The sequence below is a fragment of the Amycolatopsis sp. CA-230715 genome (assembly GCF_018736145.1).
Classification (GTDB): domain Bacteria; phylum Actinomycetota; class Actinomycetes; order Mycobacteriales; family Pseudonocardiaceae; genus Amycolatopsis.
On the sequence record NZ_CP059997.1, the window covers coordinates 981,196 to 996,392 of the forward strand.

Annotated in this window: 13 protein-coding genes; 7 read left to right on the plus strand and 6 right to left on the minus strand. The window is 72.1% G+C overall.

Annotation, left to right across the window (positions count from 1 at the left end):
• Nucleotides 1–87: 87 nt before the first annotated feature.
• The 6 genes from HUW46_RS04690 to HUW46_RS04715 all read left to right on the plus strand — a co-directional run bounded on the left by HUW46_RS04690 (nucleotide 88) and on the right by HUW46_RS04715 (nucleotide 6,889).
• Nucleotides 88–1,260, plus strand: a complete 1,173-nt coding sequence (locus HUW46_RS04690; protein ID WP_215549670.1) for an acyl-CoA dehydrogenase family protein — start codon at nucleotides 88–90, stop codon at nucleotides 1,258–1,260.
• 10 nt (nucleotides 1,261–1,270) lie between these two features.
• Complete coding sequence (locus tag HUW46_RS04695; protein ID WP_215546101.1) at nucleotides 1,271–2,365, plus strand: acyl-CoA dehydrogenase family protein; 1,095 nt, start codon at nucleotides 1,271–1,273, stop codon at nucleotides 2,363–2,365.
• The gene (locus HUW46_RS04700) at nucleotides 2,362–3,930 is read left to right on the plus strand and encodes a long-chain-fatty-acid--CoA ligase (RefSeq protein ID WP_215546102.1); all 1,569 of its coding nucleotides are present in this window, start codon (nucleotides 2,362–2,364) and stop codon (nucleotides 3,928–3,930) included. Before HUW46_RS04695 ends, HUW46_RS04700 begins: the two co-directional genes overlap by 4 nt.
• A gap of 126 nt (nucleotides 3,931–4,056) precedes the next feature.
• Nucleotides 4,057–4,446, plus strand: coding sequence for a hypothetical protein (locus tag HUW46_RS04705; protein ID WP_215546103.1), 390 nt, complete (start codon nucleotides 4,057–4,059; stop codon nucleotides 4,444–4,446).
• Between the two features lie 116 nt (nucleotides 4,447–4,562).
• Nucleotides 4,563–5,651 carry a PLP-dependent cysteine synthase family protein gene (locus tag HUW46_RS04710; protein ID WP_215546104.1) on the plus strand — a complete coding sequence of 363 codons (1,089 nt, stop codon included), beginning with the start codon at nucleotides 4,563–4,565 and terminating at the stop codon, nucleotides 5,649–5,651.
• Nucleotides 5,648–6,889 (plus strand): MDR family MFS transporter, encoded by a 1,242-nt coding sequence (locus tag HUW46_RS04715; protein WP_215546105.1) that lies wholly within the window; start codon nucleotides 5,648–5,650, stop codon nucleotides 6,887–6,889. The genes HUW46_RS04710 and HUW46_RS04715 overlap by 4 nt, the downstream gene beginning before the upstream one ends.
• A gap of 37 nt (nucleotides 6,890–6,926) precedes the next feature.
• Here the strand turns inward: HUW46_RS04715 and HUW46_RS04720 are convergent, their stop codons facing one another.
• Genes HUW46_RS04720 through HUW46_RS48865 form a run of 4 tightly spaced genes read right to left on the minus strand, consistent with a single transcriptional unit; the run spans nucleotide 6,927 to nucleotide 10,390 of the window.
• On the minus strand, nucleotides 6,927–7,571 hold the full coding sequence (locus tag HUW46_RS04720; RefSeq protein ID WP_215546106.1) for a TetR family transcriptional regulator: 645 nt from the start codon (nucleotides 7,569–7,571) through the stop codon (nucleotides 6,927–6,929).
• 1 nt (nucleotide 7,572) lies between these two features.
• Nucleotides 7,573–8,790, minus strand: coding sequence for an NAD(P)/FAD-dependent oxidoreductase (locus HUW46_RS04725; RefSeq protein ID WP_215546107.1), 1,218 nt, complete (start codon nucleotides 8,788–8,790; stop codon nucleotides 7,573–7,575).
• On the minus strand, nucleotides 8,787–8,984 hold the full coding sequence (locus HUW46_RS04730; RefSeq protein WP_215546108.1) for a ferredoxin: 198 nt from the start codon (nucleotides 8,982–8,984) through the stop codon (nucleotides 8,787–8,789). Before HUW46_RS04730 ends, HUW46_RS04725 begins: the two co-directional genes overlap by 4 nt.
• Nucleotides 8,984–10,390, minus strand: coding sequence for a fatty acid desaturase (locus HUW46_RS48865; protein ID WP_215546109.1), 1,407 nt, complete (start codon nucleotides 10,388–10,390; stop codon nucleotides 8,984–8,986). Before HUW46_RS48865 ends, HUW46_RS04730 begins: the two co-directional genes overlap by 1 nt.
• A 137-nt stretch (nucleotides 10,391–10,527) precedes the next feature.
• Between HUW46_RS48865 and HUW46_RS04740 the strand changes: the two genes are divergently transcribed.
• Nucleotides 10,528–11,532, plus strand: coding sequence for an isopenicillin N synthase family dioxygenase (locus HUW46_RS04740; RefSeq protein ID WP_215546110.1), 1,005 nt, complete (start codon nucleotides 10,528–10,530; stop codon nucleotides 11,530–11,532).
• A 6-nt stretch (nucleotides 11,533–11,538) separates the two neighbouring features.
• Here HUW46_RS04740 and HUW46_RS04745 read toward each other — a convergent pair whose 3' ends face one another.
• Together HUW46_RS04745 and HUW46_RS04750 are read right to left on the minus strand one after the other, a co-directional pair.
• Nucleotides 11,539–12,399, minus strand: coding sequence for a DUF4158 domain-containing protein (locus tag HUW46_RS04745; protein ID WP_215546111.1), 861 nt, complete (start codon nucleotides 12,397–12,399; stop codon nucleotides 11,539–11,541).
• A gap of 70 nt (nucleotides 12,400–12,469) precedes the next feature.
• A complete protein-coding gene (locus tag HUW46_RS04750) occupies nucleotides 12,470–15,184 on the minus strand; it encodes a bifunctional acetate--CoA ligase family protein/GNAT family N-acetyltransferase (RefSeq protein WP_215546112.1) in 2,715 nt (904 codons plus the stop codon).
• Nucleotides 15,185–15,197 lie beyond the last annotated feature (13 nt).

Here is a 15,197-nt window from a genome sequence, read left to right on the forward strand (position 1 = left end):
CGGCTGGTATTACTAGAACAGGTTCTACACACTAGCGCGATGAGCGGGCATGACACCACAACGAGCCCGCGCGGCGGAGGTGACGAGGTGCGGATCGGCTACACGCCCGAGGAGAGTGCACTGCGGAGCAGGCTGCGGTCCTACTTCGCCGAGCTGATGACACCGGAGCGGCGCGAGGCACTCGCCGGCGACCGCGGCGAGTACGGGGATGGCAAGGCGTACAAGGAAATCGTGCGCCAGCTCGGCCGCGACGGCTGGCTCGCGATCGGGTGGCCGGAGGAGTACGGCGGGCAGGCGCGGCCGATGCTCGACCAGCTCGTGTTCACCGACGAAGCCGCGATCGCCGGGGTGCCGGTGCCGTTCCTGACGGTCAACACGATCGGGCCGACGATCATGCGGTTCGGCACCGAAGACCAGAAGGCGTTCTACCTGCCGCGCATCGCGGGCGGCGAGCTGCACTTCTCGATCGGCTACTCCGAGCCGGAGGCGGGCACGGACCTCGCGTCCCTGCGCACGCGCGCGGTCCGCGACGGCGACGACTACGTCATCACCGGCCAGAAGATGTGGACGAGCCTGATCGAATACGCCGACTACGTCTGGCTCGCGGTCCGCACCGACCCGGACGCCCGCAAGCACAAGGGCTTGAGCATCGTCGTGGTGCCGACGGACGCCGACGGGTTCTCGTGGACGAAGGTGCACACCGTGGCGGGGCCCGGCACGAGCGCCACCTACTACGACGGCGTGCGGGTACCGGTGTCGGCCAGGGTCGCGGACGAGAACGCGGGCTGGCCGCTGATCACCAACCAGCTCAACCACGAACGCGTCGCGCTGACCTCGGCCGCCCCCGTGCAGCACGCGCTGGCGGAGGTACGGCGCTGGGCGCAGGAGGCGAAACTGCCCGACGGCACCCGCGTGATCGACGCGGAATGGGTGCGGCTGCACCTCGCGCGGGTGCACGCGCACGCCGAATACCTGAAGCTGCGCAACTGGAAGATCGCTTCGGGCGGCGACGTGACTCCGGCCGAAGCGTCGGCGACGAAGGTGTTCGGCACCGAGTTCGCCACCGAGGCCTACCGCCTGCTGATGGAGGTGCTCGGCGCGGGCGCGGTGGTCCGCGAGGGCTCGCCGGGCGCGCTCCTGCACGGCAGGATCGAACGGATGCACCGGTCGTCACTCATCCTGACCTTCGGCGGCGGCACGAACGAGGTGCAGCGCGACATCGTCGCCGCGACCGCGCTCGGCCTGCCCGTCACCCGCTGAGGAGGGTTCCATGGACTTCACGCTCACCGAAGCGCAGGGCGATCTCGCGGGGCTGGCCCGCCGGATCCTCGGCGACCGCGTCACCCCCGAAACCCTCGGGCAGCACGGATCGGGGCGCCTCGACCGTGCACTGTGGACGGAGTTCGGCCGTGCCGGGCTGATCGACGCCGCGCTGCCCGCCGCGGTCGGCGGCGGCGGTTTCGGCCTGCTGGAGCAGTGCAGCGTGCTGATCGAACTCGGGCGCGCGGTCGCCCCGCTGCCCTACCTGCCGACGGTCACCATGGCCGCCGCCGCGCTCGCCGAGTTCGGTCGCGGCGAACAGCTCGAACGCTGGCTGATTCCCGCGCTGCGCGGGGAAAAGGTGTTCGCGGTCGCGCTGCCGGACGTCTCGGTGCCGCCGGGGTTCACCGCGGAACGGAGCGCTTCCGGCTGGCGGCTGTCCGGGACCCAGACCGCCGTCGGGGTCGCGGCCGACGCCGACGCGGTGCTCGTCCCCGCCGACACCGCCGACGGCGTCGCGGTGTTCGTGCTCGCCTCGGACTCCCCCGGGCTGCTCGTCGACCCGCAGCGGACCGTGGATCGGGGCGATTCGGCGCTGGTGACCCTGGCGGAGGCGGCGGTGCCCGATTCCGCGCTGCTGGGCGAACCCGGCGCGGGGGTGGCGGAGTGGCTGCGGCTGCGCGGCACCGTCGGGCTGTGCGCGGCGCAGCTCGGCGTGCTCGAACGGGCGCTGGAGCTGACCGCCGCGCACGCGCGGGAACGCCGCCAATTCGATGCCGTGATCGGCAGTTTCCAAGCGGTCCGCCAGCGCCTCGCCGACGCCTACGCCGACGTCGAAGCGGTACGGCTCACGCTGTGGCAGGCCGCGTGGCTGCTCTCCGAAGCCGAACCCGCGGCCGAGGAGGTCGCGACCGCGAAGTTCTGGGCCGCCGAAGCGGGGCACCGCGTCGCGCACACGGCCGTGCACGTCCACGGCGGCGTCGGCATCGACACCGAGCACGAGATGCACCGCTACTTCGTCGCCGCGAAGCGGAACGAGTTCGCCCTCGGCGGCGCGACCGCGCAACTACGGGAACTCGGCGGGCTGCTGGCGTCCTCGCTGTGAACGAACCGACGGTCACCGGGCTGCTGCTCGGGCACGCGGACTCCGACCGCCCGTGCCTGCGCTACGAGGACGCGGTGTGGTCGTGGGCCGAGCACGTGCGGGCGTGCGCTGAACACGGCGCGGCCCTCCGCTCGATGCTGCGGCCCGGCGTCCCGCCGCACGTCGGGGTGCTGGCCGGGAACGTGCCCTCGTTCTCGTTCCTGCTCGGCGGTTCCGCGCTCGCGGGCACCGTGCTCGTCGGGCTCAACCCCACCCGCCGCGGCGAAGCGCTCGCGCGCGACAGCGCGCTCGCCGACTGCCAGTTCGTGCTCGCCGAGCGCCGGTTCCTCCCGCTGCTGGCGGATTCCCCAGTCCCGGTGTTCACCTTGGACAGTCCGGAGTGGATGGACGCGCTCGGCGCGCAGCGCGGCACGCCGCCGAACCCGGCGGCCGCGGACCCGGCTGGCCTGGTGATGCTGATCTTCACCTCGGGCACCAGCGGCGACCCCAAAGCGGTCCGCTGCACGCACGCCAAGATCGCCTACCCCGGCCGCATGCTCGCCGACCGGTTCGGACTGTCCACTGGCGACACCGCGTACGTTTCGATGCCAATGTTCCACTCCAACGCGGTGATGGCGGGCTGGGCCGTCGGGCTCGCCGCGGGCGGCACCGTCGCGTTCCGGCGGCACTTCTCCGCTTCCGGGTTCCTCGACGACGTCCGCCGGTTCGGTGCCACCTATGCGAACTACGTCGGCAAGCCACTGTCCTATGTGGTCGCCACCTCGCCACGCCCCGACGACGCGGACAACCCGCTTCGCCTGGTGTACGGGAACGAAGGCGCCGAACGGGACCTCGCCGCGTTCGCCGAGCGGTTCTCGTGCCGGGTCGTCGACGCGTTCGGCTCGACGGAAGGGGGCATCGGTTTTTCCCGTACCGCCGAAACCCCGGCTGGCTCGCTCGGCATGCCGCCCGACGGCATCGAGATCCGGCATCCCGAGCACGGCAGCCGGTGCCCGCCCGCCGAGTTCGACGGCAACGGGCGGCTGACGAACGGCGCCGAGGCGATCGGCGAACTCGTCAACACCGCGGGCGCGGGCGCCTTCGCCGGGTACTACGGCGACCCCGCTGCCGACGCGGAACGGGTGCGCGGCGGCGTCTACCACACCGGAGACCTCGCCTACGCCGACGCGGACGGCTACTGCTACTTCGCCGGGAGGCTCGGCGACTGGCTGCGGGTGGACGGGGAGAACCTCGGCACCGCCCCCATCGAACGGGTGCTGCTGCGCCACCCGGACATCGCCGAGGCCGCGGTCTACGCGGTACCGGACGAGCGGGTCGGCGACCAGGTGATGGCCGCGCTCGTGCTCCGCGACGGCACGCTCACCCCGTCCGCGTTCGGCGATTTCCTCGCCGGGCAGCCGGATCTGGGCCCCAAACAGCTCCCGCGCCACGTGCGGATCTGCGCGGCGTTCCCGAAGACCTCGACGCACAAGGTGGTCAAGCGCGCGCTGGCGGCGGACGGGACGAGCGTCGGCGATCCCGTCTGGATCCGGCGGGCGGACGGCTACCACGGCTCGGCTCCGTGACGGAATTCCTTGCCGTGGCGTCAAATCCGGATGAGATCTCGCGCCGAGGGTGAATCGGGAAGATCACTCGTCCAGCGCGGCGGCGCCCGCCCGGCCCCTGGTACCGTCGCGACCGTGAGTGCCCGGATGGCTACGCGATTGGCGCGGTTCGTCGTCGTCGCCCTGCTGGGGTTGCTCGTCGCGGGCGCCCTGCACGCCGAATCCGGTTCCGCCGCGCCGTTCGCGCTCGACGGGCACAGCGCCTCCGAGGCGCAGAGCGCGATCACCGGAAATCCGGTGGCTGCGGGCGATTCGTGCCCCGAACACGGTCATCGCGGCGAGCACGAGCCTTCGGAGCACATCGCCGCCGGAGTCGTCCCGATCCCGCTCCGCGATTCCGGTCCCGCGTCCGTCGCGCCGGTGCCCGACGGCCCCGGTCCCGCGATCCAGCCCGCTCGCGCGGTTTCCGTCCGTGCACCGGCTTTCCGCCCACCGGGCAGGCACCTGCTCGTCGATCTCTGCGTGTTCCGGATCTGAGGTGACCGGCGCGCGCCCGCGCGCCCCGCAGCTCATTTCCCTCACGGAGGCCCCCGGTTGTCCGGCGCTGCCGCGCGCCCGCCTCCGCCCCGTTCACGAGATCGAAAGGTGCCCTGATGAACGCTGTCCTGCACACACCAGGCTCCGCGCGCCTGCTGACCACCGCCGCGTGCTGCCATTCCCCCGCGCTCGCCGTCGGGAACACGCCCGTGCTGTGGATCGAAGACCCGCTCACCCGCACCGGCCGCGGATTCTGGGCCAAGCTCGAAGGCTTCAACCCCGGCGGTATGAAGGACCGGCCCGCGCTGCACATGGTCACGCGGGCGAAGGAACGCGGCGAACTCGCCGAAGGCGCCCCCATCGTCGAATCGACCAGCGGCACGCTCGGCCTCGGGCTGGCGCTGGCCGGCATCGTGCACGGGCACCCGGTCACGCTCGTCACCGATCCCGGGATGGAGCCGATCATGCTCCGGCTGCTCGCCGCGCACGGCGCCCGCGTCGACGTCGTCACGCGGCCGCACGCCACCGGCGGCTGGCAGCAGGCCCGCCGCGACCGGGTGCGCGAGCTGATGGCGGACCGGCCCGGCGCCTGGTGCCCCGACCAGTACCACAACCCGGACAACGTGACCGCGTACGCGCCGCTCGCCGACGAGCTGGCCGCGCAGCTCGGCCGGATCGACGTGCTGGTCTGCTCGGTGGGCACCGGCGGGCACTCGGCCGGGGTGTTCCGGGTGCTGCGGCGGTACTTCCCCCGGCTGCGGCTGGTCGGCGTGGACACCGTCGGCTCGACGATCTTCGGCCAGCCCGCGCGCACGCGGCTCATGCGCGGGCTCGGCTCCAGCATCCACCCGCGCAACGTGGACCACGCCGCGTTCGACGAGGTCCACTGGGTCACCCCGGCGGACGCGGTGTGGACGTGCCGCGGGCTCGCCGCCACCCACCACGTCACCGGCGGGTGGAGCGTCGGCGCGGTGGCGCTCGTGGCGGGCTGGATCGCGCGCACCCACGACCCGGACGTGCGGATCGCCGCGGTGTTCCCGGACGGGCCGCACCGCTACTTCGACACCGTGTTCAACGACGAATACTGCGCGCACCACGGTTTGCTGGGCACGCGCCCGCCCGCCGAACCGGACACCATCGCCCACCCCGGCGAGCGGGTGGTCGAACGGTGGACGCGCTGCGCGAACGTGCGGGGCGCGCGATGAGGCCGCTGCTGCAGCAGTTCCGGTCCTTCGACCGGCCGAGCAAGCTGCTCATGGTCAACCAGTTCACCATCAACGTCGGCTTCTACATGCTGATGCCCTACCTGGCGAGCTACCTCGCCGGACCGCTCGGCCTCGCCGGGTGGGCGGTCGGCCTGGTGCTCGGGATCCGGAACTTCTCGCAGCAGGGCATGTTCCTGGTCGGCGGCACGCTGGCCGACCGGTTCGGGTACAAACCGCTGATCGTCGCGGGCTGCGTGCTGCGGACCGCGGGGTTCGCGGTGTTGGGCGTCGTCGATTCGCTGCCGACGCTGATCGTCGCGTCGGCGGCGACCGGGTTCGCCGGTGCCCTGTTCAACCCGGCGGTCCGCGCCTACCTCGCCGCCGATTCGGGACCGCGGCGGGTGGAGGCGTTCGCCGTGTTCAACGTGTTCTACCAGGGCGGGATCCTCGCCGGGCCCGTCGTCGGCCTCGCACTGACCACAGTGGACTTCCGGCTCACGTGCCTGGTGGCGGCCGCGGTGTTCGCGGCGCTGACCGTGGTCCAGCTCCGCGCGCTGCCCCCTCGGGAGCCGGAGGCAGGGCGCGGACCGCGCCGGTCGGTGCTCGCCGAATGGCGGGTCGTGGCGGCCAACCGCTCGTTCGTCCTGTTCGCGCTGGTGATGACCGGGTCGTACGTGCTGTCGTTCCAGATGTACCTGGCGCTGCCGATGGAAGCGCGCCGGATCGCGGGCCCCGGGACGCCGGGCACCGCGCTGACCGCCGCGCTGTTCGCGGTTTCGGGCGCGCTGGCGGTGCTCGGCCAGCTCAAGGTCACCGGCTGGCTCAAGGCGCGCTGGTCGCCCGGCACCTGCGTGGCCATCGGACTCGTGCTGATGGCCGCGTCGTTCGCCGCGCCGCTCGCCGCCGCGCGCACCGGGCCGGTGCTCGCGGGTGCCGCGCTCGTCGTGGCGGCGATCCTGCTGACGCTGGGCACGGTCGCGGTGTTCCCGTTCGAAATGGACACCGTGGTGCGCCTCTGCGGTGACCGGCTCGTCGCCACCCACTACGGGTTCTACAACACCGTCGTCGGCGTCGGGATCCTCGTGGGCAACCTCGGCACCGGCACCGTGCTCGACCTGGCGCGCGCGGGAGGCTGGCCGGAAATCCCCTGGCTCGGCCTCATCGCACTCGGCGCCGCGTGCGTGATCGGGCTGCGGGCACTCGACCGGAACCGGCACTTCGAGCCCGCCCCCGCCTGATTTCCTTGCCGCACAAGACGATCCGGGCCGCGCGGAGCTAACCGCGACGCGTGGCCCGGATCGGCGCGCTCCGCAACGACTGCCTCGGCGTGACCTCGAGCGCGCGCGCCGCCATCCACGCGATCCCGTCAGCGACCCGGCCAGGCTGATCGGACGGCCGCATCACATGGCTCAGCACCGCGCGAACGACGAGATCGATCACCACGGCGAGCTGCTCGTCGTCCAGCGGCGGGCGATACGCCAGCACCCGCGTGGTCAGCACGGTCTTGGCTTCGGCGAGCAGTGCGCCCGACCCGGTGGTCAGCAGGGGCAGCAGCTCGGTGTCGGCGCTGTGCGTGGCGGACACGATCGCGCGCAGCAGCGTGTGGTCGCGGGCGAGTTCCAGCACCACGCGCACCGCTTCGTAGATCGCCTCGACGAGATCGTCGGGATGCCGGTCGAAGGCGTCGCCGACGAGCGAAAGGAACCGGCCGAGCTCGGTGGAGATCATGGCGTCGGCGAGCGCCGCCTTCGACCCGACCTCGTTGTAGACGGTCTGGCGGCTGACGCCCACCCGCTCGGCCAGCCGGGCCATGGTGACCGCGGCCCAGCCCGCGTCGGCGGTCAGCTCGACGGCCGCGGTGATGATCGGCTGCCGGTACCGGCCGCCCGCTACCGGCGAAGCCTCAGTCATGGTCGTCATCCTAGGCGGCGACCTCCCGTGAGGCGGCGGCGAAGGCGAGTGCGTCCCGCCACGGCGCCCGGCCGGCGATGCGGCGCCGGTACTTCATGATCTCGCGAGGCCGGTCGACGGTGAGCGCGCCGACGATCCGGTCGTCGCGGCGGTAGAGCGCGGTGAACCCGGACTCCGCCGGGACCGCCACCACGACCTCGTCGGCACGCGGCGTGCCGACGAACTGCACGCGGTGCCCGTACCAGTCCGACCAGAAGTACGGCACCGGCGAGAGCGGGCGCGCCGCCGCCGGGTCGAGCGCGTGGCGCGCGGCCGCGGCACCCTGCTCGGCGGCGTTGGTCCAGTGCTCCAGCCGCATCAGCTCCTGGTCGAAACCGGGATTCGGCACGTGCGCGACATCGCCCGCGGCGTACACCCCCGGCACGCCCGTGGACAGCGTCGCGTCGCACACCACGCCCCGGTCGCGTTCGTGCAGGTGCACACCGCTGCCTTCGAGCCAGCCGGTGGCCGGGCTGACCCCGATCCCGGCGACCACGAGCTCGGCGGGCAGCACCTCTCCGGTGCCCAGCCGCACCCCGGTCACGGCGCCGCCGTCGGTTTCGAATCCGTCGACCGCGGTGCCCAGGCGCAGCTCGGTACCGGCGTCGCGGTGGAGATCGGCGCACACCGTGCCCGCGTGCGGGCCGACCGAACGCGAGAGCGGCACCTTCTCCGCCTCCACGACGGTCACCGGCAGCCCGCGCTTGCGCGCCGCGGAGGCGACCTCCGACCCGATGAACCCGGCGCCCACCACCACCGTGCGCGCACCGGCGTCCAGTCCGGCACGCACGGCCGCGGCGTCCTCGGCCGTGCGCAGCGCGTGCACGCCGGAGATCCCTTCGGTGCCGGGGAACCGCCGCGCGGTCGTGCCGGTGGCGATCACGAGCGCGTCGTAGGGCACCGCGGTGCCCGCCACCGACACCGCGCGAACGGTGGTGTCCAGCGCCGTCGCCGCGGTGCCGAGCATCAGCTCGACGTCGAAGTCTTCGCGCAGCTCGGTTTCGGTGCGCAGCGGCTCCACCTCGGTGGGGCCGTCCTCGCCGAGGAACGCCTTGGACAGCGGCGGCCGGTCGTACGGCAGGCGCTCCTCCGCCCCGATCAGGACGAGGCGGCCGGAGTAACCGGCCCGCCGGGCCGCTTCGACCGCGCGCAACCCGGCGAGGGACGCGCCGACCACGACGAGGGTCATGTCCGCTCCAGCAGTTTCAGTGCCAGCACCGGGCAGGCGTCCACCGCGGCGGCGAGGTCCTGGCGGTGTTCCTCGCCGGGGCTCTCGTCGAGCACCACGACGGTGCCGTCGTCACCGACCTCGAAGAAGTCCGGGGCCATCGCCTCGCACATGCCGAGCCCGTCGCACTTGGCACGGTCCGCTTCGATCCTCATCACGCGCTCACCCTTCCCGGTGCCACGAAATCGACCTTTTCCCTTACGCCGCAATCGGGGCAGCACCACGAGTCGGGGATCGCCGACCACGGCGTGCCCGCCGGGAACCCCTCCCTCGGATCGCCGCGCGTTTCGTCGTAGACGTAGCCGCAGCCGGGGCACATCCCGCCGTCGGCGGCGTCTCCCCTGGTGTCGGCGCCCGCCCGCTCGTCCTCCGGCGCGTGCTCCGCGGCGCCGTAGCGGGCCAGCACCTTTTCCCGTTTGCCCGGCTGGATGTTGGCGCGGCTGATGTCACCGCCGAAGTGCGCGAGCACCCGCTCGTCCATCACGCGCCGCCACACCGGCGGAACCAGCGCGAGCACGATCATTCCGGCATACCCGGTGGGCAGCACGGGGGATTCCTCGAAGTCCCGCAGCGTCTGGTACCGCCGGGTCGGGTTGGCGTGGTGGTCGGAATGGCGCTGCAGGTGGTACAGCAGCACGTTGGTGGCGATGTTGTTGGAGTTCCAGCTGTGGCTGGGGTCCACGCGCTCGTAGCGGCGACGTTCCGGCGAGCCGACCTGGCGGCGCAGCATCCCGTAGTGCTCCATGTAGTTCACCACTTCCAGCAGCGAAAACCCGATCACCGCCTGGATCACCAGGTACGGCAGGATGCCCACGCCGAGCCAGGCGATCATCGCGGCCCACAGCACCGCCGACATCAGCCAGGCGTTGAGCACGTCGTTGCCGATCCGGAACGGGTGCTGGTTCCGGCGGGCGTAGCGCTTGCGCTCCAAACCCCATGCCGAGGCGAGCGAGCCGAACACCGTGCGCGGCCAGAACCGGTAGAAGCTTTCGCCGACCCTGCTGCTGGCCGGGTCCTCCGGGGTGGCGACCCGGACGTGGTGACCGCGGTTGTGCTCGATGTAGAAGTGCCCGTAGAAGCTCTGCGCCAGCGCGATCTTGGACAGCCAGCGTTCGTGGCTCTCCTTCTTGTGGCCCAGCTCGTGCGCGGTGTTGATGCCGATGCCGCCGATGCAGCCGATCGACACCGCCAGCCCGATCTTGTCCACTGTGGACAGATCGCCGGTGGCGATCAGCCAGAAGGCGAAGACGAAGCCGACGTACTGGATCGGCAGGAAAGCGTAGGTGATCCAGCGGTAGTAGCGATCGTTCTCCAGCGCCTCGATCATGTCGTCCGGCGGGTTGGCCCGGTCCAGCCCTGCCACCAGGTCGATCAGCGGCACCACCACCAGGATCACCAGCGGGCCGATCCAGAACCACACGCCCCAGCCCGTGGCCGCGTGCAGCCCGATCGCCAGGAACGCCAGCGAGGGCACCACCAGCCCGATCAGCCAGAGGTAGCGCTTGCGGTCGGTCCACCGCTCGCTCGAGCCCGCCGGGACCGATCCCGTCGCACTGGTCATGTCGCCTCCTCCATCGCAGGTTTACAAAAGAGTAAGTCATGTACACCTCACTTGACAACATCTCGATAAACGTAAAGTCAGTGTCCAAGATCCGGGACCGCTGGCACCGGCCCGCCGATCGGTGGTGTCGTGGTGCCATGACCGATCTCGCGCACGCGGAGCCCGCGACCGGACTGCCGGTCATCGACCTCGCGCGGTTCGGCCCGGATCGAGAGCGGTTCCTCGGCGACCTGCGCGCCGCCGCGCACGAGGTCGGGTTCTTCTACCTGGTCGGGCACGGTGTCCCCGCCGAGCTCACCGAGCGCTTGTTCGCCGTCGCGCGGCGGTTCTTCGCGCTGCCGGAAGCCGAGCGGCTCGAGATCGAAAACGTGCGCTCCCCGCACTTCCGCGGCTACACGCGGACCGGCACCGAACGGACGGCAGGCGCCGCCGACTGGCGCGAACAGCTCGACATCGGCCCGGAACGCGCGGCACTCGACAAGCCCTCCCCCGCGTACCTGCGCCTCGTCGGCCCGAACCAGTGGCCGTCCGCGCTGCCCGAACTCCGCGAAACGGTGCTGGCCTGGCAGGCGGAGGCGCTGCGCGTGTCCCGCGCAGTGCTCCGCGCGCTGTCCGCCGCGCTCGGGCAGGACGACGCCTACTTCGACCGGTGGTTCGACGACGAAGCCGCGATCCACCTCAAGGTCGTGCACTACCCGCCGCGGCGCTCGACGGACCAGGGCGTCGGCGCGCACAAGGACTACGGCTACCTCGCGCTACTCCAGCAGGACGAGATCGGCGGCCTCCAGGTGCGCCGCGGCGACACCTGGATCGACGTGGGCCCGCTGCCTGGCGCGTTCGTGGTGAACATCGGCGAGCTGCTCGAAATCGCCACCGGCGGTTACCTGAAGGCGACCGACCACCGCGTGCTCAGCCAGCCCGTCGACCGCTATTCGGTGCCGTTCTTCCTGGCGCCGCGCCTCGACGCGGTCGTGGAACCGCTGCCCCTGCCACCCGCGCTGGCGGCGCGGGCGCGCGGTGTCACCCAGGACGCGGACAACCCGCTGCTGGCCGCGTACGGGGAAAAAGCACTGCTCGGCTGGCTGCGGTCACACCCGCGCGTCGCCGAACGATGGTGGTCGGACCTCGACCCGGCGGGGTGAAGCGGCTCAGCCCGGTCGACTTCTCCGCACTCCGTCCGCATAGACGGCATAGAGCCATCCTCGCCGGAACGCGAGCTTCACCGCGAAGGCCAGCAGGACCAGGACGGGCGCGGTGATCAGGCAGGCGGCGGACCACCACGCCAGGCGGCCCCGAAGCGGATCCCGCCCGGCGTCGCGGGCGTTCATCGAGTCCAGTAGATCGTCCACTTCGGACTCGTCAGCGCCGGTGATCCCGTCCCGGTCGGCGGCCAGCTCTCGCACGAGCCGCCGGATCTCGGCACCGTCGGCCTCGCCGAGCTGCTTGGCTCCCGGTGTCGCTGGCTCGGCGGTCGATCGCGCGGACAAGGGATTCGCCAGCGCGCCGGTCGGTTCACACCGGGCTTCTTCTCCCGTGGTGGAAAGGAAATACGCCGACCGCCCGTCCGCGCACTCGTCGCCTTCCTCGCCGAACCCGACCGAATAGGACGGTGGCGCGAACATGCCCGACATCACGTACAGCAGGGCGGCCAGCACGAGAACGCCCACCCCCGCGGTCACCGCGTTGCGCGGCACATCCCGGAGCCCGGCCGGATCATCGGCGTTTTCGGCCGCCTTGATCGCCGCGGCGTACCGGGCGACCCTTCTCGGGTGCCACCACGCCCGCAGATCCGCGTCCACCCCGACCTGCTCGGCGACGTGGGCCACCACGAGATCGTCGATATCCGCCACGTGCCAAGGAAATTTCCCGACGATCCGGTAGCACTTCAGCGTCAGCGCGAACGCCAGCCGTTCCACGCCCTCGTACCGGTCGATCCACGCTCTGTCCTTTTCGGACAGCGTCCACGGCCCGAGTGCCGCGTGCTCGTCGTCCAGCCATTCGCCCCGCACGGCGCGGACGATATCCGTGTTCCACCGGGAAAGGTCGCCCCGCGGCCGGAACCGGCCAACGCTGGCGGCGTCAGTCCGGCGCGGTGATCGGGCGGAGGCGGCGCGGGCCCGAGTCCGGGCGCGACGGCGGCGGCCCCAGCACCATGCGCGCGTTCGCCACGAACACCCCGTCCGGCGAGCACAGCACCGGGTCCAGCGACAGCGATCGCACCTCGGGGTTGTCCTCCGCCAGCGCGGCCACCCGTTGCACCAGATCCTGCAGCGCGGCGAGGTCCGCCGGCTCGTCACCGCGGTACCCGGTCAGCAGGGGCGCCGTCCTCGGCTCGCGGATCAGCGTGGCCGCGTCCACGTCGGTCAGCGGGACCGCCCGGTAGGCGCGATCGCCGAGCAGGGTGCTGACCACACCGGACAGCCCGAAGGACACCAGGGTGCCGAACGACGGGTCGTCCTGCAGCCCGATCACACACGACATGCCCTTCGGCGCCATCTGCTGGACGTACACCTCGTCGTCCCCCGAAACGACCTTGATGTCCTCGTAGGCGGTCCGCACCGCGTCCTCGGAGTTGAGGTCGAGCCGCACACCCGCCAGGTCCGGCCTGCCGCGCAGGCGCTCGTCGACCGCCTTCAGCGTCACCGGATAACCGAGTTCGCCCGCGGCGGCCGCCGCCTGGCCCGCCGACAGCACCACCCTGAACGGCACCACTTCGATGCCGTAGCACGCCAGCAGCCGCACCACCTCGGCGTCTTCGAGCACCGTCGTCTTGTCGTCCACTGTGGACAGGAACTCGCGCACGACGTCCTGTGCCTGCTCGGTGTGGATCTCGGCGGGCCGCACCAGGTTCCCCTGCGGGCGCTGCCGCCACGCCGCGTACCGCACGACCCTGGCCAGTGCCGTCACCGCGCGCTCGGGGCTGGGATAGGACGGCACCGAGCCGCGCGTCGGCGCGCCGTCCTCGGTGCGGACCGCCAGCTCCGCGGGCACGCCCTCGGCGGCGAGGAAGGTCGACACGATCGGCTTGTCCTTGCCCAGCGCGGTGACCACCTCGCGCAGCGCCCGCGCGTAGGTCGTACCGGGAATCGCCAGCGGCGGGACGAACACCACCACCAGCGCGTCGGTCTCCGGCGAGTTGAGCGCTTCCCGCACCGCGGCCGCGAACTCCGCGGGCCCGGTCTGGGTGCCTACGTCCACCGGGTCGAACGCCAGCCGGAGGCCCTGCGCCCGCGCCGTGTCCGCGGCCAGCAGGCCGATCGCGCTCGAATTGCCCACGATGCCGATCCTCGGCCCCGCGGGAAGGGGCTGGTGCGCCAGCACGAGCGCGGTGTCGAACAGCTGCGCCATCGACTCGACGCGGACCACCCCGGCCTGCTCGAACAGCGCCTGCACGCTGGATTCGTCGACCTCGGCCGAGGTCGCGGCCAGCTGCGGGCGCACCGCGTGGCGGCCCGACTTCACCGCGACCACCGGTTTGCTGCGGGCCAGCCGCCGCGCCAGCCTCGCGAACTTGCGCGGGTTGCCGAACGATTCGAGGTAGAGCAGCACGAGATCGGTGCGGGGATCGGTCTCCCAGTACTGCAGCAGGTCGTTGCCGGAAACGTCGGCGCGGTTGCCCGCCGAGACGAACGTGGACAGTCCGAGCCCGCGCGCCTCCGCGTCGGCGAGGATCGCCGTGCCGAGCGCACCGGACTGGCAGAAGAACCCGGTGCGGCCCCGCGCGGGCAGGCGCGGCGCGAGCGTCGCGTTGAGCCGGATCGCCGGGTCGGTGTTCAGCACGCCGAGCGCGTTCGGCCCCACCACCCGCATCCCGTGCGCGCGTGCCTCGCCGACCAGCCGCAGCTCGGCGTGCAGCCCGTGCGGCCCGGCCTCGGCGAACCCGCCCGAAACGATGAGCAGTGTCTTCACGCCCTTGGCCAGCGCACCGTCCAAAACGGACTCGACCTGGTCCGCGGGCACCGCGACCACGGCGAGGTCCACCGGATCCGGAATGTCCACAACGGACGGATAGGCGCGCACGCCGCGCACCGACCGGTGCTCGGGGTTGACCGGGTAGACCGTGCCCGCGAAATCGGCCGAGAGCAGGTTGGTCAGCGCGGCGTAGCCGATCTTCGTGGGATCCGTCGACGCCCCGATCACCGCGACCGAGCGCGGGTGCAGCAGGTTGTGCACGCTGCGGGCCTCGGCGGCCTGCTCGCGCGACCGGGCGACCGCGAGCGATTCCTCGGTCGGGTCGATGTCGAATTCGAGGTGCAGCACGCCCTCCTCGATGGCCCTGCTCACCTGGTAGCCGGCGTCGCGGAACACCCGCACCATCGGCGAGTTCTCCGCCAGCACCTCGGCGACGAACCGGCGCAGCCCGCATTCCGACGCGGCCGCGGCCAAGTGCTCCAGCAGGATCGACCCCAGCCCGCGGCCTTGGTGCGCGTCGTCCACCACGAACGCGACCTCGGCCGACGGGGTGCCGCCGAGCCGCTCGTACCGGCCCACGGCCACGATGTCGTCACCGAGCAAGGCGACGAAGGCGACGCGATCGTGGTGGTCGACGGTGGAAAAGCGCTCGAGATCGCGCTGCGGGATCCTCGGGTACGCCCCGAAGTACCGCAGGTACCGCGTCCGCTCCGACAGCTTCCCGTGGAACTTGACCAGGCCGTCGGCGTCGTCGGGGGTGATCGGGCGCAGGTGCACGGTCCCGCCGTCGGACAGCACCACGTCCGCTTCCCACGCCCGCGGGTAGTCGAACGGGTCGTGCGCGGCGGACCGGCCCGTGTCGCCGGTGTCGTCGGTGCTCATGGCTCCTCCGCTG

Coding starts and splice junctions, on each gene's coding strand:
- HUW46_RS04710 (WP_215546104.1), top strand. CDS start 4,563: ATGAACGCTGTCCTGCACACACCAGGCTCCGCGCGCCTGCTGACCACC.
- HUW46_RS48865 (WP_215546109.1), bottom strand. CDS start 10,390: ATGACCAGTGCGACGGGATCGGTCCCGGCGGGCTCGAGCGAGCGGTGG.
- HUW46_RS04695 (WP_215546101.1), top strand. CDS start 1,271: ATGGACTTCACGCTCACCGAAGCGCAGGGCGATCTCGCGGGGCTGGCC.
- HUW46_RS04740 (WP_215546110.1), top strand. CDS start 10,528: ATGACCGATCTCGCGCACGCGGAGCCCGCGACCGGACTGCCGGTCATC.
- HUW46_RS04720 (WP_215546106.1), bottom strand. CDS start 7,571: ATGACGACCATGACTGAGGCTTCGCCGGTAGCGGGCGGCCGGTACCGG.
- HUW46_RS04750 (WP_215546112.1), bottom strand. CDS start 15,184: ATGAGCACCGACGACACCGGCGACACGGGCCGGTCCGCCGCGCACGAC.
- HUW46_RS04715 (WP_215546105.1), top strand. CDS start 5,648: ATGAGGCCGCTGCTGCAGCAGTTCCGGTCCTTCGACCGGCCGAGCAAG.
- HUW46_RS04730 (WP_215546108.1), bottom strand. CDS start 8,984: ATGAGGATCGAAGCGGACCGTGCCAAGTGCGACGGGCTCGGCATGTGC.
- HUW46_RS04725 (WP_215546107.1), bottom strand. CDS start 8,790: ATGACCCTCGTCGTGGTCGGCGCGTCCCTCGCCGGGTTGCGCGCGGTC.
- HUW46_RS04705 (WP_215546103.1), top strand. CDS start 4,057: ATGGCTACGCGATTGGCGCGGTTCGTCGTCGTCGCCCTGCTGGGGTTG.